This is a genomic window from Collinsella aerofaciens, from assembly GCF_015670795.1.
Taxonomy (GTDB): Bacteria; Actinomycetota; Coriobacteriia; order Coriobacteriales; family Coriobacteriaceae; genus Collinsella; species Collinsella aerofaciens_Q.
Window position 1 is genome coordinate 183,604 of sequence record NZ_JADPCJ010000001.1, and the last position, 24,497, is coordinate 208,100.

The following is a 24,497-nucleotide window of genomic DNA, read 5'->3' on the forward strand; positions in this document are numbered from 1 at the left end:
TAGGATACAAGTCATAACCGTTCCGGGAGAATCATCCCCGGGGGAAGGAACGTATGAATAAGATCTTCGACAACAAGCAGGAGTTTACCGAACTCTATCGCGATGCCGTCATGAGCATCAGCGGCAAGAGCGTCGAGGCCGCCAGCGACCTCGACCGCTTCAACGCCCTGGCCAAGCTCGTGGCCGAGAAGGCCCGCACCGTTGCCACCAAGAGCGACGCCCGCGCCACCGCCGAGGGCAAGAAGCGCGTGTACTACTTCTCTATCGAGTTTTTGATCGGCCGCCTGCTCGACAACTACCTGCTCAACTTTGGCGTGCGCGATATGGTCGCCGAGGCACTCGACGACATGGGCTTCGACTTGTCCGTCATCGAGAATCAGGAGCCCGATCCGGCGCTGGGCAACGGTGGCCTGGGCCGTCTTGCCGCATGCTTCCTGGATTCCATGGCAGCCGAGGGCATCGCCGGCTACGGCAACGGTATGCGCTACCGCTACGGCCTGTTTAAGCAGGAGATCATCAACGGCAGCCAGGTCGAGGCCACCGACGAGTGGCTCACCCACGGCTATCCCTGGGAGGTCCGCCGTCAGGACAAGGCCGTGACCATCAAGTTTGGTGGCCATGTTGAGGGCTTTGAGGAGAACGGCCGCACGTTCTACCGCACGGTGGACACGCAGGACATCCTGGCCGTCCCTTATGACATCCCCGTGGTGGGCTATGCCGGCGAGACCGTCAACAAGCTGCGCGTATGGGCCGCCGAGCCGGTCGAGGAGCACTTTGACCTGGAAGCCTTCAACCGCGGCGACTATGCCCTGGCCGACGCCGAGCGCGCCGAGGCCGAAGCCATCAGCGCCATCCTCTACCCCAACGACGCCGGCGAGCACGGCCGTCTGCTGCGCCTGAAGCAGGAGTACCTGTTTGTCTCGGCCGGCATCTACAGCCTACTCGACACCTTTGAGAAGGAGCACGGCGAGAACTGGGATCTGCTGCCGCAGTTTGTTGCCATCCACACCAACGACACGCACCCGGCCATGTGCGGCCCCGAGCTCATGCGCATCCTCATCGACGAGAAGAAGCTCGAGTGGGATGACGCCTGGAACATCGTGACGCAGGTCGTGAGCTACACCAACCACACCATCCTGCCCGAGGCCCTGGAGAAGTGGCCCATCGGCATGTTCTCCAAGCTCCTCCCCCGTGTGTACCAGATCATCGACGAGATCAGCCGTCGTTGGCACGAGTCGTTCGACACCACGCAGGAGGGCTGGCAGGAGCGTCTGCGTCAGACCGCCATCCTGTGGGACGGCGAGATTCGCATGGCCAACCTGTCCGTGATCTGCAGCCACAGCGTCAACGGCGTGGCCAAGATCCACTCCGACATCATCAAAAACATCGTGCTCAAGGACTTCTATGCCCTGACGCCCGAGAAGTTCAACAACAAGACCAACGGCATCTCGCACCGTCGCTTCTTTGCCGAAGCCAACCCCACCTATGCCAAGCTCGTGACAGAGGCTATTGGCGACGGCTGGCTCAAGGACGCCTTTGAGCTGGAAAAGCTCAAGGAGTTTAAGGACGACACCGAGTTCCTGAAAGCCGTGGGTGCCTCCAAGCGCGCCAACAAGGAGCGCCTGGCTGCCTACGTTAAGGCCGAGACCGGTCTGGTCATCGATCCCAACACCGTCTTCGATGTTCAGGTAAAGCGCTTCCACGCCTACAAGCGCCAGCTCATGAACATCATGAAGGTGATGGACATCTACAACCGTCGTATCGCCGATCCCAACTTCCACGTGACGCCGACGACCTTCATCTTTAGCGGCAAGGCCGCCTCGAGCTACACCTTCGCCAAGGAGACCATCCGCCTCATTAACTCCGTGGCCGATGTCATCAACAACGACCCGCGCGTCAACGAGGTCATGAAGGTCTGCTTTATCCCCAACTTCCGCGTGAGCAACGCCCAGCTCATCTACCCCGCCGCCGAGATCTCGGAGCAGATCTCCACGGCCGGCAAGGAGGCCTCGGGCACGTCCAACATGAAGCTCATGATGAACGGCGCCATTACGCTGGGCACCCTCGACGGCGCCAACATCGAAATCGCCGACCTGGCCGGCCGCGAGAACGAGGCCATCTTTGGCCTGACCGCTCCTGAGGTCGAGCAGCTCTGGGCATCCAACAGCTACTTTGCGTGGGATACGCTCAACAACGATCGCGAGCGTCTGGGCCGCGTGATGGACGAGCTCAAGGACAACACGTTTGCGGGTCTTTCGGGCAACTTCGAGAGCATCTACAACGAGCTCATGAACAACAACGACCCCGACCTGGTCATGGCAGACTTCCGCAGCTACGTGGATGCGTGGGAGAAGCTCACCGGCAGCTATGGCGACCAGGAGACCTGGAACCGCAAGGCCCTGCTCAACACTGCCTCGAGCGGCTGGTTCTCGAGCGACCGCACCATTCGCGAGTACCGCGACGAGATCTGGCACGCGTAAAGGCGCGCGAGCTCCCCTATGCCAGCACGGCATTACTCGACGGGCGCGACCGAGCGCCGCGCCCGTCGCTAATGGGTTAGGAACATCGATGACAGAAGGAGAAATCGATGAGTAAGAAAGAATGCATCGCGATGCTCCTCGCAGGAGGACAGGGCAGCCGATTGGGGGCACTCACCCAAAAGATCGCTAAGCCGGCGGTTAGCTTTGGTGGCAAGTTCCGCATTATCGACTTTTCGCTCTCCAACTGCTCCAACTCGGGCATCGACACGGTGGGCGTTCTGACGCAGTATCGCCCCTACCTGCTGCATGCCTATGTGGGCTCCGGCGAGGCCTGGGATCTGGACAGCCGCGACGGCGGCGTGTCGATTCTGCCGCCGTACGAGACGCAGACCGGTGGCGCCTGGTATGCGGGCACGGCCGACGCCATTACGCAGAACCTGGACTACATCAAGGCCAACGACCCCAAGTACGTCCTGATTCTTTCGGGCGATCACCTGTATCGCATGGACTACCGCAAGATGCTCAAGACGCACATTGAGAACAACGCCGACCTCACGGTGAGCGTTATGCCCGTGCCGTGGGAAGAGGCCAGCCGCTTTGGCATCCTGACCACCGACCCCGAGGACGGCCGCATCACCAAGTTCACCGAGAAGCCCGATAAGCCCGATTCGAACCTCGCGTCCATGGGCATCTACATCTTCTCGGCCGACGTGCTGATCGAGGCGCTCGAAGAGGACGCTCTAGACCAGCGCTCGAGCCACGACTTTGGCAAGGACATCATCCCCAAACTGCTCGGCGAGGGCAAGCGCCTGTACAGCTACGAGTTCCACGGCTTTTGGAAGGACGTCGGCACCATCGCCAGCTTCCACGAGACCTCGATGGACCTGCTGGGCAACAACCCCGAGTTCGATTTGTTCGACAAGCACTTCCCCATCATGTCCAACATCACCACGCGTCCGCCGCACTACATTGGCCCGGACGGCCGCCTGGACGACTGCCTGGTCTCCAACGGCTGCAAGATCTACGGCACCGCTCGCCACTCGATCATTTCGACCGATGTCATCATCGAGGAGCGCGCCGTGGTCGAGGACTCCGTGCTGCTGCCGGGTGCGCACGTTAAGAGCGGCGCGCACATCTGCCGCGCTATTTTGGGCGAGAACTCCACGGTCGAAGAGGGCGTGAAGCTCGGCTCTGTCGATACCACCAAGGATACGGCCGTCGTTGGAAATGACGTCGTTATCGGGAAGGGGGAATGATCCGATGATCAATCGCAAGGCCATCGGTTATATCACCGCTAACTACTCTTCGACCTACGGCAGCGTGCTGCTCAAGGACCGCCCCATCGCGTCCGTTCCGTTTTTGGGCCGCTACCGCCTGATCGACTTCCCGCTGTCCAACATGATGAATGCCGGCATTAAGACCGTCGGCGTCGTCATGCCGGGCAACTACCGCTCACTGATCGACCACGTGGGCTCGGGCAAGGACTGGGGCCTGGACCGCAAGAAGGGCGGCCTGTTCATGGTGCCCGGCAACGCGTATGGCACCACCAAGGGCGGCATGCGCTTCCTGCTGCGCGACATCATCTCCAACAAGACGCTGTTCCAGCGCTCGGACAAGCCCTATGTCGTGATGATGGGCACCAACATCATCTTTAACATGGACCTCAACACCATCATCGACGCGCACGAGAACTCCGGTGCCCAGATGACCGTGGTGTACTGCAAGGCTACGCGCAACGTCGATGACGAGACCAAGCTCGAGATTAACGAGAACGGCCGCCTGACGGGCGTGAGCGCCGGCGTCGTGTACGGCGACAACGCCTCCATGGACTGCTGCATCGTCAACCGCGAGACGCTGCTCGAGATCATCGACCACTACCAAGCCGCCGACTATCTAGACCTGCTCGAGGCGCTCCAGGGCGACTTTGGCAACATCGACGTGTGCAGTTACGAGTACAAGGGCGAGGTCGTGGGCGTGTTTAGCGAGAAGTCGCTGTATCGCCGCAGCATGGACCTGCTCGACCAGACCGTAGCCGACCAGCTCTTCGATCCCGAGCGCCCGATCCTGACCAAGGCTCACGACGTGCCGCCTTCGCGATATGCGACCGGCAGCCACGCGTGCAACTCGATCATCTCGGCCGGCTGCATCATCAAAGGCACCGTGCGCAACTCGATCCTGTCGCGCGGCGTCGTGGTCGAGGAAGGCGCTTCGGTGACCAACTCGATCATCAACCAGAGCTGCATCATCAAGAGCGGCGCACGCGTTGAGAATGCCATCCTGGATAAGAACAACGTGGTCCCCACCAATACCGAGCTTCGCGGCACGCCCGAGAACATTCTGGTGCTGGGCAAGGCTCCGTTAACTTCCGACACCACCATCGTGCGTTAACGTTGGCACCGCAACATCGCTCGTAACATGTAGAATAGCCGCCCGGTTAGCGCCAGGCGGCTATTCTCGAATTACAACATGGGAGACAATATGGCAGAAACCAGCAAAAAGATGCAGATCGTGTTTGCCTCGGCCGAGTGCGCACCGTTTGTTAAGACCGGTGGCCTCGGCGACGTGGCGGGCTCGCTGCCTGCGGCGCTCGTGCGCGCCGGCGCCGAGGTTATCGTGATGGTGCCCAAGTACGCCACCATCAAGGACGAGTACAAGGCGCAGATGGAGCACTTCTCCGACTTTTACGTGAGCCTGGGCTGGCGCAATGAGTACTGTGGACTCGAGAAGCTCGAGCACGACGGCGTCACCTATATGTTCGTGGACAACGAGCGCTACTTTGCGCGCGACTATCCGTACGGCTTCTTTGACGACGGCGAGCGCTTCGCGTTCTTCTCCAAGGCCATCACCGAGAGCCTGCAGCACCTGCCGGCCGGCTTTGAGTGCGACATCCTGCATTGCAACGACTGGCAGACGGCACTGGCACCAGTGTTCTTACGCGAGTTCTACCAGGGCCTGCCGCTGTACGACCGCGTCAAGACCGTGTTCTCGATCCACAACGTGGCGTTCCAGGGCCAGTTTAGCGACACCGTGATGGAGGACATCCTGGGTGTGGCGCATATTCCGGCGGCCGCCTCGCAGCTGCGCTGCGACGCCTGCAGCATCAACTACATGCTGGGCGCGCTGCACTATGCCGACGCCATCACAACGGTGAGCCCCACCTATGCGGGCGAGATCCAGACACCCGAGTTTGGCGAGGGCCTGGACGGCGTGCTGCGCGAGCGTTCCTACGCGCTGCAGGGCATCCTCAACGGCATTGACGTGGCGGCCTTTGACCCGGCAACCGACAAGCGCATTGCCGCCAACTACACGGTTGAGGACCGTGGGGGCAAGGCCGTGTGCAAGACCAAGCTGCAGGAAGAGCTGGGGCTCGAGGTTCGCGACGACCGCCCGCTTATGGTGATGGTCACGCGCCTGACGCGCCAGAAGGGCATGGACCTGGTCATGTACGCGCTCGACCGAATCCTGTCCGGCGGCGTTCAGGTGGCCGTGCTGGGTACCGGCGACCGCGACTACGAGGACGGCCTGCGCTACTTCCAGGACAAGTACCCCGGCACCATGGCCGCGCGCATCGAGTTCGATCCTGCGCTGTCGCAGCGCATGTACGCCGCCGCCGATATGTTCCTGATGCCTTCGAAGTTTGAGCCCTGCGGCCTGTCGCAGATCATCGCCATGCGCTACGGCACTCTGCCTATCGTACGCGAGACCGGTGGCCTGAAGGACACCGTGCAGCCGTACAACGAGTTTACCGGCGAGGGCACGGGCTTCTCGTTTAGCAACTTTAACGGCGACGAGATGGGCGACGCGGTGTTCCGCGCGGCACGCCTGTTCTGGGACAACCGCGATGCCTGGAACCAGCTGGTCACGCAGGCCATGAGCCAGGACTTTAGCTGGACGCGCTCGGCCGACAAGTATCTGGACCTGTACTTCTTTATGCATCCGGAGATTGAGAGGCCGGCGGCTGTGGAGGCTGCTGCGGCTGTGGCGCCCGTTAAGGAGCCCGCTGCCGCCGAGGCGCCCAAGGCCGAGGAGAAGCCGGCTGCCGATGCCGAAGTTAAGCCCGCAGCAAAACCTGCCGCCAAGAAGACGACCACCCGCAAGACAACGGCTAAGAAGACCACGACAACGAAGGCCGCTGCGAGCAAGACCACCGCTGCCAAGGTAACTACTGCCAAGGCAACTACTGCCAAGGCATCGACCACGCGTAAGCGCACGGCCGCCGCTGCCAAGAAGACCGCCGAGGCTGAGGCCGCTCCCGAGGTAAAGGCCGAGGCTAAGCCTGCGGCAAAGGCTCCGGACAAGACCGCTGCCAAGAAGGCGACCGCGTCCAAGACCACGACCGCCAAGAAGGCCACGGCTACGAAGTCGACGACGACCAAAGCTGCTACGACGAAGGCCGCCGCGAAGACGACGGCGAAGACGACCGCGAAGGCCGCCGCAAAGCCGGCCGCCAAAGTCGAGGAGACACCCGCCGAGTCCAAGGCCGAGCCCGCTGTCGAGGCAAAGCCGGCCGCCAAGACCACCACGCGCAAGCGCACCACGACGACGGCGAAGAAGACCACAACCAAGGCTGCGGCTCCCAAGGCAAAGGCTAAGGCCGAGGAAAAGCCCGCGGTAAAGGGCGAGCCGGCGCCGAAGGCCGCCGAGGTCAAGACCGCTCCGAAGGCTACGGCAAAGACCGAGCCCGCAAAGGAGGCCCCGGTCTCCCCCGCCACTCCGGCCGAGGAAAAGGCTCCGACCAAGAAGACCTCCGTCCGTAAGGCAACGGCCACCCGCAAGCGTCGCTAGTCTGGACGATTAAAACTTAATCCAACGCAAAAGAGGGCGCCCCAACCAGGCGCCCTCTTCTTGGTTGAACTTCTGCGTTAAAAAGAGGGCGGTTTACTACGACAAAATGGCTCAGGCCGACCACGGCGAGTAATCTACGAAATTGACAACGCTTCTACCTGCGGTTTTAGTATCACAAAAATGACCGTGGTTAAGATCATTCAATTCGTCGTAGTAAACCGATGTACTTTTGTTTGACAACAAATAGTATCCGTCTGGGCGTTTTCGAATACCGCGAAAATTTGGATGGTAAAACGATTTTCTAGGACAACCGTTCGCCGATGGTAAACGGATGTTGTTTATACAGCCTGTGTACAACAGATATACTTACATCCTGTGCGTAAAGCCCATGGCCCGCAGGCCGTGATTCTATTGAACTGGACCGTATTATGAGATTGATTCACAACAGCCGTCTACCGCAGTTTCGCACTCCTTTTGGCGCCGTGACCGCTGGAACTTCTGTTTCGCTCTCGGTGATTTTGGAGGATGCCGACCCCAACCAGGCAACGCTCACCCTGCGTACCTGGGTCGATGAAATCGGTGAGTCTCTGTACCCCATGACGCACGAGGGCGACGGCATATTTACCGTAGAGCTTGAGTGCACTGAGCCCTGTCTTATCTGGTACAGCTTTATCTGCAATATCGAGGGCCAGCCCGAGGTCCGCTTGGGTGCACCGCAGGGCCGCACCGGCGGCGAGGGCGTAACCTACGACTACGCCGAGGTCCCGTCGTTCCAGATTACCGTCTACAAGCACCGCGAGAACCGTCCCACCTGGTACGAGCGGGGCATGGTCTACCAGATCTTCCCCGACCGCTATGCCCGCGACGAGCATTGGCGCGAGCGTACGCTGGCCGAGATCGAAAAACCGCGCAACGGAATCCAGCGCCGCATGGTCGAGGACTGGAACGAGCCGCCCGAGTACGAGCGTGCCGAAGACGGCTCCATCAAGACCTGGGATTTTTACGGCGGCTCGCTCAAGGGTATCCAAAATGACCTGCCCCGCATTGCCGAGCTAGGCTTTACGGCCATCTACCTCAACCCCATCTTTGAGGCCGCGAGCAACCACCGCTACGACACGGCCGATTACACCAAGATCGACCCGATTCTGGGCACCGAGCAGGACTTTACGGAGCTGTGCCAGGCGGCCGAGAAGCTCGGCATTTCTATCATCCTGGACGGCGTCTTCAACCACACGGGCGACGATTCGATCTACTTTAACCGCTACGGCAATTATCCCGGCGTCGGTGCTTGGCAGAGCGAGGACTCGCCGTGGCGCGATGCGTTTTACTTCCATGAAGACGGTTCGTATGACTGCTGGTGGGGCGTGGGCAACATGCCCGCCATCAACGAGAGCTCCGAACTGGTGCGCGAGCGGCTCCTGGGCAAGGACGGCGTGATCCGCAAATGGCTGCGCGCCGGTGCCCATGGTTGGCGCCTGGACGTGGCCGACGAGCTTTCCGACGACTTCCTTGCCGAAATCAAAAAGGCCGTGCTCGCCGAGAAGCCCGACGCACTGCTGCTCGGCGAGGTCTGGGAAGACGCCTCCAACAAGATCAGCTATGGCCACCTGCGCCGCTACCTGCAGGGCTCTGAGCTCGACTCCGCTATGGACTACCCCTTCCGCGACATGGTCATCGGCTTTTTGATGGGCTACAAGAATGCCTATCAAGCTGCTGAGGACATCGAGACCCTGCGCGAGAACTACCCGCGCGAGGCACTGGCCTGCGCGCTCAATCTGCTTTCGAGCCACGACCGCCCGCGCATTATCTCGGTGCTCGGTGGTGGCCCCGACGAGTCGCAGCTGCCCGAGAGCGAGCGCAGCAAATGGCGCCTGGACGAGAACTCGATGGGCCTGGCCAAGAGCCGTTTTTGGTTGGCAACGCTCATGCAGATGACCTTCCCAGGAGTGCCCTCGATCTATTATGGCGACGAGTACGGCCTGGAGGGCCTCACCGATCCGGGCAATCGCCGTACCCTGCCGACCAAGGACCAGCTCCACGACTTCGATACGTTGGCCATCGTTAAGAACGCGTCTGCTGTGCGCCGCGCGCTACCCTTTATGGTCAATGGCGAGATCAAGGCCTTCGCTCTCAACGACGACGTCTTGGCCTACACCCGCACGGGCAAAGACGGCGAGGCCGCGACGGTTATCATCAACCGCAGCCTGCGCAATTCGCACTGCGTGACGATCCCGGCGCTCGGCGAATGTGCTAGCGACGTGATCAGCGGACACGAGTGCGAAATCCACAACGGCACAGTCACGCTCGACCTGTACTCGCTGGGCTCTTCGATCATCTATCACCATGCCGAGAAGCGCCTGCAGGAGCCGCTCGATCATGGCGCGGGCGTCGTGTGCCACATCACCTCGGTGCCGACCGATGACGGCAAGCCCGGCACAATCGGTGCGCCCACGCGTCGATTTATCGATCACCTGGCCGCCATGGGCATGCGCTACTGGCAGGTCCTGCCCGTCAATCCTACGGACTTCTTCCGCTCCCCCTATGCCGGCCCCTCGGCCTTTGCAGGCAATATCGACCTGCTGCCCGAGAGCCACGAGGAGCTGGCCGCCGACTTCGTCACCTGGAAGGCCCGCGGCGGCGAGGATGCCGACCCGCTGTACACGGCGTTTAAACATCGCAACGCCGACTGGCTCGAGAAGTACTGCGTCTACATGGCGGTAAAGAAGCACTTTGAGGGACTGTCGCGCCACGATTGGCCGGCGGATGTCGCGCGCTACAACGAGTACCTGATCGATGACAAGCGATTCCACGACGAGGCCGAGCTGCAGGCGTACATGCAGTATCGCTTTGACCTTGCCTGGTGCGAGCTTATGAACTATGCACACAAGAAGGGCATCGAGGTCATCGGCGATATCCCGATGTATGTCTCGGACGATTCGGCCGACGCGTGGAGCGAGCCCGAAAACTTCTGGCTATCCGACACCGGCAAGGCGATTGAAATTTCGGGCGCGCCGCCCGACAACTTTGCGCCCGAGGGCCAGGTGTGGGGAAACCCCACCTTCCGCTGGGATCACATGAAGAAGAACGGCTATCGCTGGTGGATGGATCGCCTGCGTCGTGCGTTCGCGCTCTACGACCGTGTGCGCCTGGACCACTTCCTGGGTTTCCACAGCTACTTTAGCATCCCCGCCGGCGAGGCCTGTGCCGACGGCCGCTGGCTTGCGGGACCAGGCAAAGACCTGTTCCAGACCGCCTACGACGAGCTGGGTCCGCTCAACTTTATCGTCGAGGATCTAGGCTATCTGACGCCTGGCGTTCGCGCCATGGCTTCGACCTGCGGTTTCCCCGGCATGGACGTGCTGGAGTTTAGCAACTACGACGTTCGCTGCGGAATTCATCCCACGCCTGGCAAGATCCTGTACACCTCGACGCACGACACCTCGACGCTTGCCGGATGGTGCACGCATTCCTTTGCGGGCGGCGACGACCCGAGCGGCATTGCATTGGCAAGCGAGCTCATGGGCGATGCCCTGGCAAGCGATGCTCCGCTCGTGATGATGCCGCTGCAGGACGTGCTGGGGCTGGGCGACGATGCACGTATGAACGTGCCGGGCGTGGCCACGGGCAACTGGACCTGGCAGGCGCAGGAGGCCGACATTGCTGCGGCTGAGGAGAAAACTGCGAAGCTCCTGCGCAGCACCCATAGATTCTGGGGCGAAGCGTGATAAAACCCCGGATATAGGGTACAGTTACAGCTGTTTGAATTTTTGCGGGCAGAGTGATCTGCCCGCTTTGTGCTGAAAAGGAAGTATTATGGCGCGCTACGATTACAAGTGCACGAGCTGCGGCAACGTGTTTGAGGTTGAGCATCCCATGACCGAGACGCCCGAGGTCGTATGCCCCAGCTGCGGTGCCCCGGCATCCAAGACGTTCTCGGCCAGCGGCATTAAGTTCGACGGCAGCGGTTTCTACAACACCGACCAGCGCAGTGGCGGCTCCAGCACCAGCGCCACCAACGGCTGCTGCGCCAACTGCCCGCATAATCACTAGAAACCAATCAGCCCCGCGACCGAAACCAATCGCGGGGCTGATTCTTTAGCTACCCAGGTTTCCTTATGAGTTGCGGTGAAATAGTTCCTGAATCGGCCCATCCAACGGCCAAACAGGAACTATTCCACCGCAACTTTTCTATAGACGAGATTTCGGGCTGATGCTATGTATGTAACATTTCAAAACTCTGCCGGATTACGGGGCTGAATTGACAACCTCTATCCATTCCGGTCATTTGCAAATTTCAACAAGCCATCTACCTGCGGTTTTATTTAGGCCATTTTTGCTATGGCCGGACATCACCAATCTGGCCCCGTAATCCGCCCTACTTTTGATAGCAGCAAGTTTGAGACAGAGCTATTTTTACCACTCAATACCGCTATTGCGATCTCCGCTCGCATGACCGCCTGAGTTGCGGTGAAATAAGGACTGTTTAGCAGGTAGAAGCAGCTTTTCAATCCCTATTTCACCGCAACTTAGTTGTTACTTGCGGACCAGGCGGGCGCAGAAGTGGCCGTCGTAGGAGTCGGCGTTTACCGGCACGCTTTGGAAAAGTCCGCGGTCGTTTTGGCGTACGGAGACGAGCTTCTTGGCTTGTTCAAACTCGGGGAGCTGCAGGATTTGCGCCTCGGAGAGGGGTACCAGTCTAAAGCCTGCGCCCTCAGGCGAAGCCAAAAACGCATCCACGACCTGCGCGTTCTCCTCATCAAAGACCGAACACGTCGCATATATGAGCTCGCCGCCGGCAGCTACGCGCGCGGCTGCTTCCTTGAGCATCGTCAGTTGCAGCTTGGGCAGCTCGCACGTCACATCGCTTTCGGCAAGGCGCCAGGGAATCTCGGGATGACGACGCATGGTTCCGGTGCCAGAGCATGGGGCATCGATAAACACTGTATCGAACAGAACGGGTTTACCAAGCATCGCGTCGAACGACGTGAGGACCTCGTCAAGCTCGCAGGCATCGCCCGAAACCGTGCGAACACCCGTAATACCCGCCTTATGCAGACGCGCGAGATTCTGGTCACACTTGCGATCGTGCAAATCGAGTGCAGTGTGCTGACGGTCGTAGCCGGCACGCTTAGCCTGGCACATCATCACATACGTCTTGGTACCACGACCGGCGCCAATCTCTAGGCAGCGCCCGGGACGAGTAGCCGCAGTAGCGATAAGCTGAGCGTTAAGGTCCGAGGCCACGGCAGCCGCGCGCTCAAACACACCCGACGCAACCGTGGCCTGCGCATCGACCGGCGCATGGCAGCCCGGGAATACCGGCGCCACAAGCTGCGATAGGTACGGATCAGGCTTGGTTGCAAAGGCGTTCTCGTGCAAAGCGAGCGGCGCGGGCGCAAGATTTCCGGCAAAGTTGAGCGCGCCCTCGGGCGTATCGAACGAGGCCATAATGCGAGCGCACAGCCAGCGCGGCATGCCCATCAGGCGAGACAGGCGAACCAATCGGCGCTCGGACTCATCGGCATCCGCCGCAGTGGCAAAGTCCTCAACGTTGTCCGCAACCTTATGCAGCACGGCGTTCGCCAAACCGGCAGCCGATTTAGCGCCGCTGCGAACCAGCTCAACACCCTGGCTCACGGCAACGCGGCCAGGGGTATGCAGGTAGAGCATCTCAAAGGCCGAGATGCGAAGCGCCATGCGAACACGCGGCGCGACCTTTTTGGGCTTATCGAGGAACTGATCGAGCAGCTCGTCCAAAATGCCCTGCGTCGCGGCAACACCCAGTGCCAGGCGAGCGGCAAACGCGGAATCGCGCTGGTCAATAGCCTTGGCCGTAGCGCGAGCAGAGAGCACGTCACGCGCATACATGCCGCGACGGTCGGCCTCCATCAGCACATCGAGTGCGAGCTTGCGCGCGGGGGAAAGCTTGCTCATGACAAAACACCCCACGTAAGATCGGCACCCTGCAGGCCGGCAGCCCAGGCAGAAGCAGCCATGGCACGCTTGCCGTCGGGCTTAACCTCGAGCAGCTCTACCGCACCATCGGAAAGACCCAGGTAAACACGCTTGTTCTTAACGGCAACAAGGCCCTCGGCAAGCGACAGGTCGGCAGGCGCGGCATCGAGCACACGCACGGTCTTGCCGGCAATCACGCAGCGAGCGGGTGCGGTGTCGGACGAAGCCAGCACGTGACGCACACAATCGAACGCCCCCATCTGCGGATCCAGACGCATCTCCTGCTTGGAAATCTTGGCAGCATGCGTGACAAGGGACTCATCCTGCTCGGTCCACACCGCCGTATCATCGGCAAGCGAGGGCAACGTATCGGCCAGCAGCTTACCACCCAGCTCGCCAAGCTCCATCGTCAGTGCCTCGGCATGCTTACCGGCAACCGAGGTCGAGGCCTGCGCGCAATAAGCGCCCGTATCCACGCCATGCCCAATACGCATAATGGAAACGCCGGCAACCTCATCACCAGCAAGAATCGCACGCTGAATGGGAGCGGCGCCACGCCAACGCGGCAACAGCGAAGCATGAACATTCACAATACCAAGCGGCGCCATATGCAGCACCTCATCGGGCAAAATGCAGCCATAGGCAGCCACGCAGAATATATCAGCCTGCGCAGCCTGAAGCGACTCGACAACCTCGGGCGTCATACGATTGGCCTCAACAACCGGCAACCCCAGCTCAAGCGCCTTGGCCTTAACAGGAGAAGGCTCAAGCTTCTTACCACGCCCACGAACAGCATCGGGACGAGTAATGACAAGCGCAATCTCATTCCCAGCCTCAACAAGCGAAGTCAGCGAAGGCACAGCAAAATCAGGCGTACCCATAAACACAATACGCATAAAGAACGTCTCCCCTCAACCAAAGCCGAGACAGCTACAAATAACGGCGGAAAGCCAAGTACACGGCCCATCCGCAATAACAATTCAACAAGAACAAATATACCCAAAACCAAAGAAAGAGCCGCATAAAAGCAGCCCTCCCAACAAAGCACCTATCAGCGAAGACGCCCCTCCCTGGCCCGATGGCACCCGGGCGAGACAAGCAGCGTCAACGTAGTCCCCGGGGCGCCCGCCTATATCGTCCCGCGCGCAGTTTCGCAGCGCAGCGAGAATGTTTGAGCACGGGATGATATAGGCGGGCGCCCCGGGGACGGACGACCTACTCCGTCTCGCCCGGTCGAGCGCCGCGGGCCAGGGCGTCCTGGTACTCCTTGACTGCCTTGATCCTCTGCATGGGCTTCAGTCGCTCAAACATGGTGTTGCCGTGCAGGTGATCGATCTCATGCTGCAGGCACACGCAGAACAGGTCGCCCGAGGCCTCGTAACGAATCAGGTTGGCATCCAGGTCGTACGCCTCGACGACAACATGATCGGGACGCTCGATCTCGCAGCTAATGCCAGGGATAGAGAGGCAGCCCTCGCTAAACGGCACCAGGTGGTCGCTCTGCTCAACAATGACAGGGTTGATGAGCACGTAGGGGTCATAGTCGTTCTTGTCGCTGTAATCGCAGTCGATGGTGACGAGCTGAATAAGCTCGCCGATCTGCGGGGCAGCCAGGCCGCAACCGCCGTTGTCGAACATCATCTTCTTCATCTTCTCGGCAAGCGCCTCGATCGCCGGGGTGATCTCCTCGATGACTGCGCACTCCTGGCGCAGACGAGGGTCGGGCGACAGTACGATTCCGTTGGCTTCCATGGCCATCCTTTCGAGTTGTTACATCAAATCATAGGCGTCGACGTCAACGCTCACGCTCACGCCGCGCACGGAGCCCACCTCTTTGAGGCAGGCGTCGATATCATCAGAGACATGGTACCCTACCGGCGACTTTACAAGCAGATGGAAGCGGTAACGGTCCTTGGCTCTCTCGATTACACACGAAGCCGGACCAAGCACCTGGGGCACCGCGCTGCCCGCCCGCAAAAAGTCGGGAGCGGCGGCATGCCAACGACGCTTGAGCAGCCTTGCGATGCGCCCGATATAGTCCTGCGCATTAGCACGATTCGCCGACCACACCAAAATGTTGACCAGGCGCACGAACGGCGGATACAGTGCGTCGCGACGCTGGCCCAGGTCGTAGTCGGTAAAGATCGAGCGATCGTGCTCGGCGACGGCGCGGATGACCGGGTCCTCGGGCAGATAGGTCTGGATGATAACCTCGCCAGAGCGATCGCCGCGGCCGGCGCGGCCCGCGACCTGCTCCAGCAGATCGTAGGCGCGCTCCCCTGCTCTAAAATCGGGCAGCTTCAGCGCAAAGTCGGCATTGACAACGCCCACGAGCGTGACCTCGGGAAAATCGAGACCTTTTGCGATCATCTGGGTACCCAGCAGCACCGCGCAATCGGCGGCATCGAACTGCTCGAGAAGCTTTTTGTGTGCGTCCTTGCCGCGCGTGGAATCGGCATCCATGCGAATGATGGCGACATCCTCGGGCAGCATCTGGTGCAGCGCGTCCTCGATCTGCTGCGTGCCCAGGCCCATTTTTGCCAGGTAACGGCTACCGCATTTGGGACAGCGACTCGTGGGTGCAGGATACGGCTGCACGCGCCAGGACGAACCACAGGTGTGGCACTGCAGCGTATGGGTGCGTTCGTGGTACGTAAGCGCCGTGGAGCAGTGGTTGCAGGTGGGAACGCAGCCGCACTCGCGGCACATCAAAAACGGCGCAAAACCGCGGCGGTTGTGCAGCAGCACGGCCTTCTCGCGGCGCTCGACAACACGTTCCAAGCATTCCATCAGCGGTTTTGAGAACATGGAGCGGCTGCCGTGCGAAAACTCGCGGCGCAGGTCGGCAATGCGAACCGTGGGTAGCACGGCATGTCCCGGGCGCTCGGGCATCTCGACGCGCGTCCACGTGGCACCGTTGTACGTGCCGCGGCGACAGCGGTCGAGGGCCTCGGCAGAAGGCGTGGCCGAGCCCAACACGAGCGGGCAGCGATAGCGGCGCGCCATCTCGGCCGCCACCTCGCGCGCATGGTAGCGCGGACTGGAGCCCTGCTTATAGCTGGTCTCGTGCTCCTCGTCGATGATGATGAGGCCCAGGTCGCAGAGCGGGCAAAAAAGCGCCGAACGCGCGCCGACGACAACACGGGCTGCACCGCTGGCGACCATGTCCCACTGGTCCAGGCGCTCGCCGGCCGAAAGGCGCGAATGGAACACGGCGACCGTCTCGCCAAAGCGCGAGCGGAAGCGACCGACGGTTTGAGCCGTCAGCGAGATCTCGGGCACAAGCACGCACGCTGAGCGGCCGGCCGCGAGCACGCGCTCGATAGCGGAGAGGTAGACCTCGGTTTTGCCGGAGCCCGTAACGCCGTCCACGAGCACCACGTCGCCGTGCGCATCCAGACGAGCGCGCTCAATCTGCGCGAGCGCCTGCTGCTGGCCGTTCGTGAGCGCGACCGGCGCCTTGCCGCTCGCGGAGGACAGCGTAGTCTGCTCGCTGCAGCCGCGCCAGGCACGGCGCTCCTCCACCACCACGACACCGCGTTTTTCAAGCGCCTTGATGGTCGCCGACATGCTGTTGTAGAGCAGGTTGAGGTCGCGCGTCGTGACCGGCCCGCACTGGAGCGCCTCGATGAGCTGCCGCTGACGAACGGCAGTCTTGGGCGGCGTATAGTCAAAGCCCTCGGGAGTGAGCATCACCCAACGGTTTTGGATAGGCTTGACGGCTGGGCGCTCAACTGTCCACGCCCCGTCGTCGCCCTTAACAACACGCGGGCTGCCGCCCGGAGGCAAGAACAGGCGCAGACATTCGGAAAGCGTCGCGACATACTCGCGGCTCATCCAACGCGCAATGCGGGCGGCCTCGGCGGTAAAGAGCGCCTTGCTGAGGATGGCCTCGATAGGCTTGATGCGCGCGGGATCGAGAGCGTCGTTGCCTTGCAGGTCGCCCAGCTCGGGTGCAATATCGACGATGTAGCCTGCGGCGGCACGATTGCCAAAATGAACTAGAACGGTGGAGCCGATCTGGACATCGTTGGCGAGTGACTGCGGAATGCCATAGGCAAACGGTTCGGACAGCGCACGGGTCGGGATGTCGAGGACCACGCTCGAGTAGGCGGCGATGGGTTCGGGTGCGAAATCGGGCTGCGCCGGGGCGGCGGCAGGGGCCGCAGACTTCGGAGCTTCCTCCGGTTCAGGCGAACCAAACAGCGATAGTTGCTCGGCCATGGTCTCTGTACCTCCCATCCCATACGTCTTTAGAAACAAGAGCCCCACTCGTGGTGAGCGGGGCTCGGATACATGCGTTTACGCGACTGTTACAACGCCATCGTGCGGGCGCGGTCGATGCGCGCCAGGCAGTCATCGCGGCCGACGAGTGCCATGGTCTCGCCCAGCGGAGGGCTCGCCATGTTGCCGCAGATGGCGACGCGCACGGCCTGGAACACCACGCGCTTCTTGAGGTCCATCTGCTCGGGCAGCGGCTCAAGCGCGGCGTCGATGGCCTCGGCGGTCCACTCGGTAACACCCTCGAGCGCGGCCTTGGCGGCGTCCAGAATGGCACCCATGCCCTCCTTGGCCAGGCCCTTGTTGACGGACTTCTCGTCATACTCGAGCGTCTCGGCCGTGGCAAAGATGGGGGCGGCGACGGTCACGGCGTCGGCCGGCATCTTGGTGCGCGGCTTGACGATGGCGGCAAGCGCGTCGATCCAGTCCTCGCCGTACTCGACGTTACCCTCGATGAGGCCCGCCTCGTGCAGCTCGGGGACCATGATCTCGTCGGCAAACTGAGCGTCGGACATGCCGTTGATGTACTCGGCATTGACCCAGTCGAGCTTTTTGGGATCGAAGGTCGCCGGGTTCTTGGAGATGCGGTCGAGCGAGAACTTGCTGGCCAAGACATCGCGCGGGATGATCGTGGTCTCGCCGTCGAGCGACCAGCCAAGCAGCGCCAGGTAGTTGACGAACGCGTCGGGCAGGTAACCCGCGTCGCGGTACTCCTCCACCGAGGTGGCGCCATGGCGCTTGGAAAGCTTCTTGCCGTCGGCGCCCAGAATCATGGAAATATGGGCGAACGTGGGCACGGGCGCGCCGAGGGCCTCGTAGACCATGACCTGGCGCGGGGTGTTGGAAAGGTGGTCGTCGCCGCGGATGACATGGGTGATCTTCATCATGGCGTCGTCGACGACAGTCGCGAAGTTGTACGTGGGCGTGCCATCGGAGCGGAAGATGACAAAGTCGTCGAGCTCCTTGGCATCGAAGGTCACCTCGCCGTGGACGGCATCGTGGATAACGACGTCGCCGCGGTCCTCGGGCACCTTGATGCGAAGGACGTAGGACTCGCCGGCCTCGATGCGACGGCGGGCCTCCTCGGGATCAAGATTGCGGCAACGGCGCTGATAGCCCTGGAAGGGGTCCTTGCGCTCCTGCGCGGCCTTGCGGTCGGCGTCGAGCTGCTCCTTGGTGCAGAAGCAGGGATAGGCCTTGCCCTCGTCCCAAAGCTTCTGGGCGGCCTGCTTGTACAGGTCCAGGCGCTCGGTCTGGGCGTAGGGGCCAAAATCGCCGCCCACCTCGGGACCCTCGTCCCAGTCCAGGCCCAGCCAACGCATGGCGCGCAGGATGATCTGCGTGTTCTCGTCGGTGGAGCGGGTGGGGTCGGTGTCGTCGATGCGCAGGATGAACGTGCCGCCGTTTGCACGGGCGAAAGCCCAGTTATAGATAGCGGTGCGGGCGCCGCCGATGTGCAGCTTGCCCGTCGGTGAGGGTGCAAAGCGGACGCGAACGTCTGATGCCATGGAAATCTCCTCGATTGCAGGATGGATGTCTAACCGCACCAGTATAAAGCATCAAAGCAACCTCCGCACAAAGGGCACCGACCCAATCATTGGGGACCTACTCATTGGGGACAGACTTAAATGACCAGTCTTTGGGCAACCTGTCGGCACTTAGGCAAGGCTGATCATTTAAGTCTGTCCCCAATGAGTAGGTGCGGAAAGGGTGTGAATGTTTGATTTACGCGCTATGATGTGCCCTTGCATAGAGAGCCCGGCGGAATGGTAACGGTCGCCGGGACACGTTTTTTGAAAGGACAATCATGTCAGAAGAACTTCGTTCCATTCCGCCCCAACACGGGTCCTTTGTTTTTACGTCGGAGTCGGTGACCGAAGGTCATCCCGATAAGATCGCTGACCAGATCAGCGACGCCGTCCTCGACGCAATCCTCGCCAAAGAAATAGAGCTCCAGGAGCAGGGCTACATCGCCCCCAACGGCGTGCCTGCCAACGTGGAGAACGTCCGTTGCGCCTGCGAGACCCTCGTGACCACCGGCACCGTCATCGTCGCCGGCGAGATTCGCACCCAGGCCTACGTCGACGTACAGGAAATCGCCCGCGGTGTTATCCGCCGCATTGGCTACAACCGTGCCAAGTTCGGTTTTGACTGCGACACCTGCGGCGTTATGAGCCTCATCCACGAACAGTCGCCCGATATCGCCCAGGGCGTCGACGAGTCCTTCGAGACCCAGACCGGCGCCACCACCGACCCGATCGACCTGATCGGTGCCGGCGACCAGGGCATGATGTTCGGTTATGCCTCCAACGAGACCAAGACCTTCATGCCCATGCCACACTACCTGGCAAGCCGCCTGGCCGAGCGCCTGGCCGCCGTGCGTCACGACGGTACCCTCGCCTATCTGCGTCCCGACGGCAAGACCCAGGTCACCGTGCGCTACGAGGAAGGCAAGCCCGTCGAGGTCACGACGATCGTCATCTCCACGCAGCACGCCGCCGAGATCGAGGACATGGGCAAGATCAAGGCCGACCTCATCGAGCACGTCATCACCCCGGTCATGGCCGCCGAGAACATGCCGTGGGACAACGCGGACATCTACGTGAACCCCACCGGTCGCTTTGTCGTGGGCGGCCCCATGGGCGACACGGGCCTCACTGGCCGCAAGATCATCGTCGACACCTACGGCGGCTACGGCCGTCACGGCGGCGGTGCCTTTAGCGGCAAGGACTGCACCAAGGTCGACCGCTCCGCCGCATATGCCGCGCGCTGGGTCGCCAAAAACGTGGTCGCCGCCGGCCTAGCCGACCGCTGCGAAGTCGAGCTTGCCTACGCCATCGGCGTTTCCAAGCCCCTTTCAATCATGGTCGACACCTTCGGTACCGCACATGTTGCCGAGGACAAGATCGTCGAGGCCGTAGAGAAGACCTTCGACCTGCGCCCGGGCGCCATCATCCGCGACCTGGACCTGCGTCGCCCCATCTACGAAAAGACGGCAGCCTACGGTCACTTTGGCCGCGAAGACGCCGACTTCACCTGGGAAAAAACCGACCGAGTCGAAGAACTCAAAGCAGCCTGCGGCCTGTAAGCTAACCCGAAAAGCTACAGCCAAAAACAACGCACCAAAAGAAGTACCGGCCCCAACCGGTACTTCTTTTTTATATTAACGGTGGTGAAGATGTCTCGATAAGCATGGTAAGACAAGTTCCCAGCTAATGAATTTTGCCATCTAGCAACTCCAACCATGTATCCTTAGTCCCGAGGGGCGGGGCATAAGGTCGATCGCGAGTTCCGCACGAGCCGGAGGCCACTTAATGTGGCCTCCGTGCGAGCAGGACTGTCCGAGCAGGCGACCTTATGCCCCGCCCCTCGGGACGACGGGATAGATAAGGAGAACCCATGGCAGGCAAGCCGCAAACACTAGCTACGACCTCGGCATTCGAGATCTTGGGCCCCGTCATGGTCGGCCCCAGTTCATCGCACACCGCCGGCGCCCTGCGGTGCGCCCAAGTTGCCGCCAGCCTGCTGGAAGGCCGCATCACCAAAGTCACCTTTGGCCTGTGGAACTCCTTCGCCCACACCTACCGCGGCCACGGCACCGACCGTGCGCTCGTCGCGGGCATCCTGGGCCTCGACACCGATGACGAGAACATCAAGCAGGCCTTCGACCTCGCGCGCGAGCAGGGCCTAGAATATCACTTTGACATCAAGGGCGACGACGCCTCCATCCACCCCAATACCGTCGACATCGACATGGTCGACGACACGGGCGCCACGGCACAGGTCCGCGGCGAGAGCCTGGGCGGTGGCAAGATGCGCATCAGCCGCATTAACGGCGTCGGCGTCGACATCTCAGGTATGTATTCCACGCTCTTCGTGGCGCACAAGGACGTCCCCGGTGTACTCGCCGCGCTCACCAACCTGCTCGCCTACGCCCACGTAAACATCGCCTTCTGCCGCACCTACCGCACCGAAGTGGGCGGCCAGGCCTACTCTGTCTTTGAGACCGACGGCGCGCCCGACGACACCGTCGTCCCCATGCTGCGCAAGCTCGACAATGTCGATTACGCAACGTTTATCGAGCTCCCCGGTTCTGCCTCGTCGCTCTCCCCCGGCGTCTCGGCCAAGGAGATCTTCGACGACGGTGAGCAGCTGCTAGATGCGTGCGAGGAACTGCGGCTCAGCATCGGCGCCGTCATGGCCGTGCGCGAGGCGCGTCTGACCGGCGAGGCCCACGCCGTCGCCGCCATGCGCCGCGTGCTCGAGGTTATGCGCGAGGAGACCACGGCCCCCATCGCCAATCCGCAACGTTCGCTTGGCGGGCTTATCGGCGGCGAGGCCAAGCTCGTCGAAGCCACCGGCCGCAACGATTTGAGTGCAAGCCTGATGGGCGTCGTCCAGACCGACGCCGTGGCCCGCGCGATGGCCGTGCTCGAGCGCTCCGCCACGATGGGAGTGATCGTCGCCGCCCCCACGGCAGGCTCCGCAGGTGTTGTGCCCGGCTGCGTGCTGGCGCTTGCCGATCACCTTCGGCTCGACGACGAGCAGGTCATGGACGCGCTCTACTGCGCAGCCGCCATCGGCCTCAACCTCACCACGAGTGCCTGCGTCGCCGGCGCCGAGGGCGGATGCCAGGCCGAGGTGGGAAGCGCCGCCGCCATGGCAGCAGCCGCGCTGGTGCAGATGCTCGGCGGCACGCCCGAGCAGGCGCTCGACGCCAGCTCCATCGCGCTGAGTAACCTGCTGGGCCTCGTTTGTGACCCCGTCGGTGGCCTCGTGGAGGTGCCCTGCCAAAACCGCAACGCCATCGGCGTGGCAGCGGCCTTTAGCTCGGCACAACTCGCCCTCGCAGGCATTAAGAGCCTGGTGCCGTTTGACCAGATGGCACATGTCATGCTATCGGTGGGCCACGCGTTGCCGGCCACGCTGCGCGAGACGGCAAAGGGCGGCATCGCGCAGGCTCCGGCCGCACTTTCAGCCTGTGCAAAATGCGGCGTGTGCGGATAGCGGCAAAGAACGACTCAAAGGTGGGACAAATGTCCCACCTCTTTTGAATGCCACCGTTTCCGTACCACAAACAGCAGGGCAATCGCTATAATGCAAGCCCAGTAAAAACACGATGAACCGCAAGGCGAAAATCGAAGGATATGCATACGATGTCGCAAAACGATCGAACTCAACTGATTCCCGATCCGCAGCAGCCGAGCAGGCACACCGGCGGCGTTCAGTCGCCGCGTCCTATCGCGCCGAGCCACGGTCAGCAGCGTAGTGCAGCAAACGCTTCCCAACACCCGAACCAACAGCGACAGCAGCGTCAACAACGTCAGCGGCGCCAGGCAAACGGCAATGCGCCCAAGCAGCCCCCCACGCACGCTCGAGGCGATCGCGGCCCCGCGCGCAAACCCGCCGAGAACAATAAGTCGGGCAAAAAGACGACGTTATTTGTCGTCCTGGGCCTAATCGTCATTGTCTATATAGTAGGCGTCGTAGCGTTTTCGCAGGTAGCCTACCCCAACACCACCATCGCCGGCGTCGACGTCTCGTTCTCCAACGCTTCGTCTGCCGCCACCAAGGTCAATTCGGCATGGAAGCACTATAAGCTCGCCGTGACAGGCGATGACTTTAGCTGGACCTATCAGCCCGAGTCCGATGAGCCCATCGTCGACGGCGAAGCTGCCGCAAAAGAAATCATCAGCCACAACGAAGCCTTTGTATGGCCGGTCCGCCTTGTGGAATCCTTAAGCGGCAAGGCCAATAAAACCGCTACCTCCAACGAAGTCGATCTTGATCAAGACGTCGACCTGTCCATGCTCTCCGATACCTTTGACCAAAAGAAGTTTGAGAAGGATCTGGGCGCCGCCATCGACGAGTTTAATGAGGGCCGTTCGGGCACGTTCGAGGCCAATAGCTCCTATGACGAGCGCGCCGGCAAGTTTACCGTCGAGAAGGCGCGCTCCAACGAAAAACTCAACCGCGACCATGTCATTAAATATGCCGAGCTCGAGCTTGCCTCGCTGGCCGAGACCGTAGATCTTTCCAAGCTCGGCAACGATGCCTATGAGCCGCTCAATGGAACGCTGACCGATGATCAGATTCAGGCCGCATGCGATGCCGCCAACAACTTCCTGGGCGTCAACGTGACCCTCAAGCTCAACGGCGAGGATGCCGGCAAGGTTGATGGCAGCTCCGTATTGCAGTGGATCAGCTTTGCCGATCCGGCCAACCCCACGCTCGATTCGTCGCAGATCAGCAGCTGGGCAGCCGAGCTCGCCAACGGCTTTAATACCGTGGGCTCTACTCGCTGGTGGACGCGCGCCGATGGCAAGCAGTGCGCCGTCGAAGGCGGTGACTTTGGTTGGTCCATCGACAGTAGCTCGCTCGCCAAGCAGGTCGAGGACGCCATTAACAACAAACAGACCGGCGAAATCGAGATCAAGTACTCCCAGAAGGCCGACACCTTTACCGCAAAGGGAGAGCCCGACTGGAAGGCATACATCGATGTCGATCTGTCCGAGCAGCACGCGCGCTACTACGACGAGAACGGCAATATCGTTTGGGAGGCCAACTTTATTTCCGGGAAACCGGGCGAAGACGCCACCCCCGAGGGCGTGTGGCAGATCAACAGCAACGACGGCGGCAGCACCCTGATCGGAGCCAAGGACCCCGAGACCGGTAAGCCCAAATACGAGAGCCCGGTGAGCTACTGGATGCCGTTCGAGGGCAATATGATCGGCTTCCACGACGCCACCTGGCAAAACGACAAGAGCTTCGATAATGCCGAGTCGTACAAGTGGTGCGGCAGCCACGGTTGCATCAACCTGCGCCTGGCAGACGCCAAGGCACTTCACGACTGCATCAAAGTCGGCCTGTGCGTGGTTGTCCACTCGTAGTGCAACGCGCACATTCCTACAACATGGAGCTGCTGCGACCAATCTAACAGTTCCGAAAGAAACCGTCTTATGCGCCCGCCTCAACCGGTGGGCGCATATACTTATC

The 24,497-nt window shown here is 61.3% G+C and carries 14 protein-coding genes; 9 read left to right on the top strand and 5 right to left on the bottom strand.

Annotation, left to right across the window (positions count from 1 at the left end):
* The first annotated feature begins 53 nt into the window (after positions 1 to 53).
* The 6 genes from I4W09_RS00915 to I4W09_RS00940 all read left to right on the top strand — a co-directional run bounded on the left by I4W09_RS00915 (position 54) and on the right by I4W09_RS00940 (position 11,315).
* Positions 54 to 2,480, top strand: coding sequence for a glycogen/starch/alpha-glucan phosphorylase (locus I4W09_RS00915; RefSeq protein ID WP_196031292.1), 2,427 nt, complete (start codon positions 54 to 56; stop codon positions 2,478 to 2,480).
* A gap of 107 nt (positions 2,481 to 2,587) precedes the next feature.
* Positions 2,588 to 3,736, top strand: a complete 1,149-nt coding sequence (locus I4W09_RS00920; RefSeq protein WP_118080613.1) for a glucose-1-phosphate adenylyltransferase — start codon at positions 2,588 to 2,590, stop codon at positions 3,734 to 3,736.
* Between the two features lie 4 nt (positions 3,737 to 3,740).
* Complete coding sequence (glgD, locus tag I4W09_RS00925; RefSeq protein ID WP_117736345.1) at positions 3,741 to 4,868, top strand: glucose-1-phosphate adenylyltransferase subunit GlgD; 1,128 nt, start codon at positions 3,741 to 3,743, stop codon at positions 4,866 to 4,868.
* Positions 4,869 to 4,958: 90 nt separating this feature from the next.
* A complete protein-coding gene (glgA, locus tag I4W09_RS00930) occupies positions 4,959 to 7,265 on the top strand; it encodes a glycogen synthase GlgA (RefSeq protein ID WP_196031293.1) in 2,307 nt (768 codons plus the stop codon).
* Positions 7,266 to 7,693: 428 nt separating this feature from the next.
* Positions 7,694 to 10,990 (top strand): 4-alpha-glucanotransferase, encoded by a 3,297-nt coding sequence (locus tag I4W09_RS00935; protein ID WP_196031294.1) that lies wholly within the window; start codon positions 7,694 to 7,696, stop codon positions 10,988 to 10,990.
* A gap of 88 nt (positions 10,991 to 11,078) precedes the next feature.
* A complete protein-coding gene (locus tag I4W09_RS00940; protein WP_196031295.1) occupies positions 11,079 to 11,315 on the top strand; it encodes an FmdB family zinc ribbon protein in 237 nt (78 codons plus the stop codon).
* A 483-nt stretch (positions 11,316 to 11,798) separates the two neighbouring features.
* On the opposite strand, the gene I4W09_RS00945 is transcribed toward I4W09_RS00940, so the two are convergent.
* From I4W09_RS00945 to gltX, 5 genes are all read right to left on the bottom strand, one after another.
* Entirely contained in the window at positions 11,799 to 13,199 is a 1,401-nt protein-coding gene (locus I4W09_RS00945; RefSeq protein ID WP_196031296.1) for an RsmB/NOP family class I SAM-dependent RNA methyltransferase, read from the bottom strand.
* Positions 13,196 to 14,116, bottom strand: a complete 921-nt coding sequence (gene fmt, locus I4W09_RS00950; RefSeq protein ID WP_196031297.1) for a methionyl-tRNA formyltransferase — start codon at positions 14,114 to 14,116, stop codon at positions 13,196 to 13,198. Before fmt ends, I4W09_RS00945 begins: the two co-directional genes overlap by 4 nt.
* Before the next feature lie 319 nt (positions 14,117 to 14,435).
* Complete coding sequence (gene def, locus I4W09_RS00955) at positions 14,436 to 14,972, bottom strand: peptide deformylase (protein WP_117635192.1); 537 nt, start codon at positions 14,970 to 14,972, stop codon at positions 14,436 to 14,438.
* An 18-nt stretch (positions 14,973 to 14,990) separates the two neighbouring features.
* Positions 14,991 to 17,444: a replication restart helicase PriA gene (priA, locus tag I4W09_RS00960; RefSeq protein ID WP_230318585.1), complete on the bottom strand. Its 2,454-nt coding sequence runs from the start codon at positions 17,442 to 17,444 to the stop codon at positions 14,991 to 14,993.
* Positions 17,445 to 17,533: 89 nt separating this feature from the next.
* Entirely contained in the window at positions 17,534 to 19,009 is a 1,476-nt protein-coding gene (gene gltX, locus I4W09_RS00965) for a glutamate--tRNA ligase (RefSeq protein WP_196031299.1), read from the bottom strand.
* Between the two features lie 299 nt (positions 19,010 to 19,308).
* Here gltX and metK point away from each other — a divergent pair, with 299 nt between their 5' ends.
* The 3 genes from metK to I4W09_RS00980 all read left to right on the top strand — a co-directional run bounded on the left by metK (position 19,309) and on the right by I4W09_RS00980 (position 24,391).
* Positions 19,309 to 20,589 carry a methionine adenosyltransferase gene (gene metK, locus I4W09_RS00970; protein ID WP_196031300.1) on the top strand — a complete coding sequence of 427 codons (1,281 nt, stop codon included), beginning with the start codon at positions 19,309 to 19,311 and terminating at the stop codon, positions 20,587 to 20,589.
* 311 nt (positions 20,590 to 20,900) lie between these two features.
* A complete protein-coding gene (sdaAA, locus tag I4W09_RS00975; RefSeq protein ID WP_196031301.1) occupies positions 20,901 to 22,508 on the top strand; it encodes an L-serine ammonia-lyase, iron-sulfur-dependent, subunit alpha in 1,608 nt (535 codons plus the stop codon).
* Positions 22,509 to 22,657: 149 nt separating this feature from the next.
* The gene (locus tag I4W09_RS00980) at positions 22,658 to 24,391 is read left to right on the top strand and encodes a L,D-transpeptidase (RefSeq protein WP_230318586.1); all 1,734 of its coding nucleotides are present in this window, start codon (positions 22,658 to 22,660) and stop codon (positions 24,389 to 24,391) included.
* Positions 24,392 to 24,497: the final 106 nt, after the last annotated feature.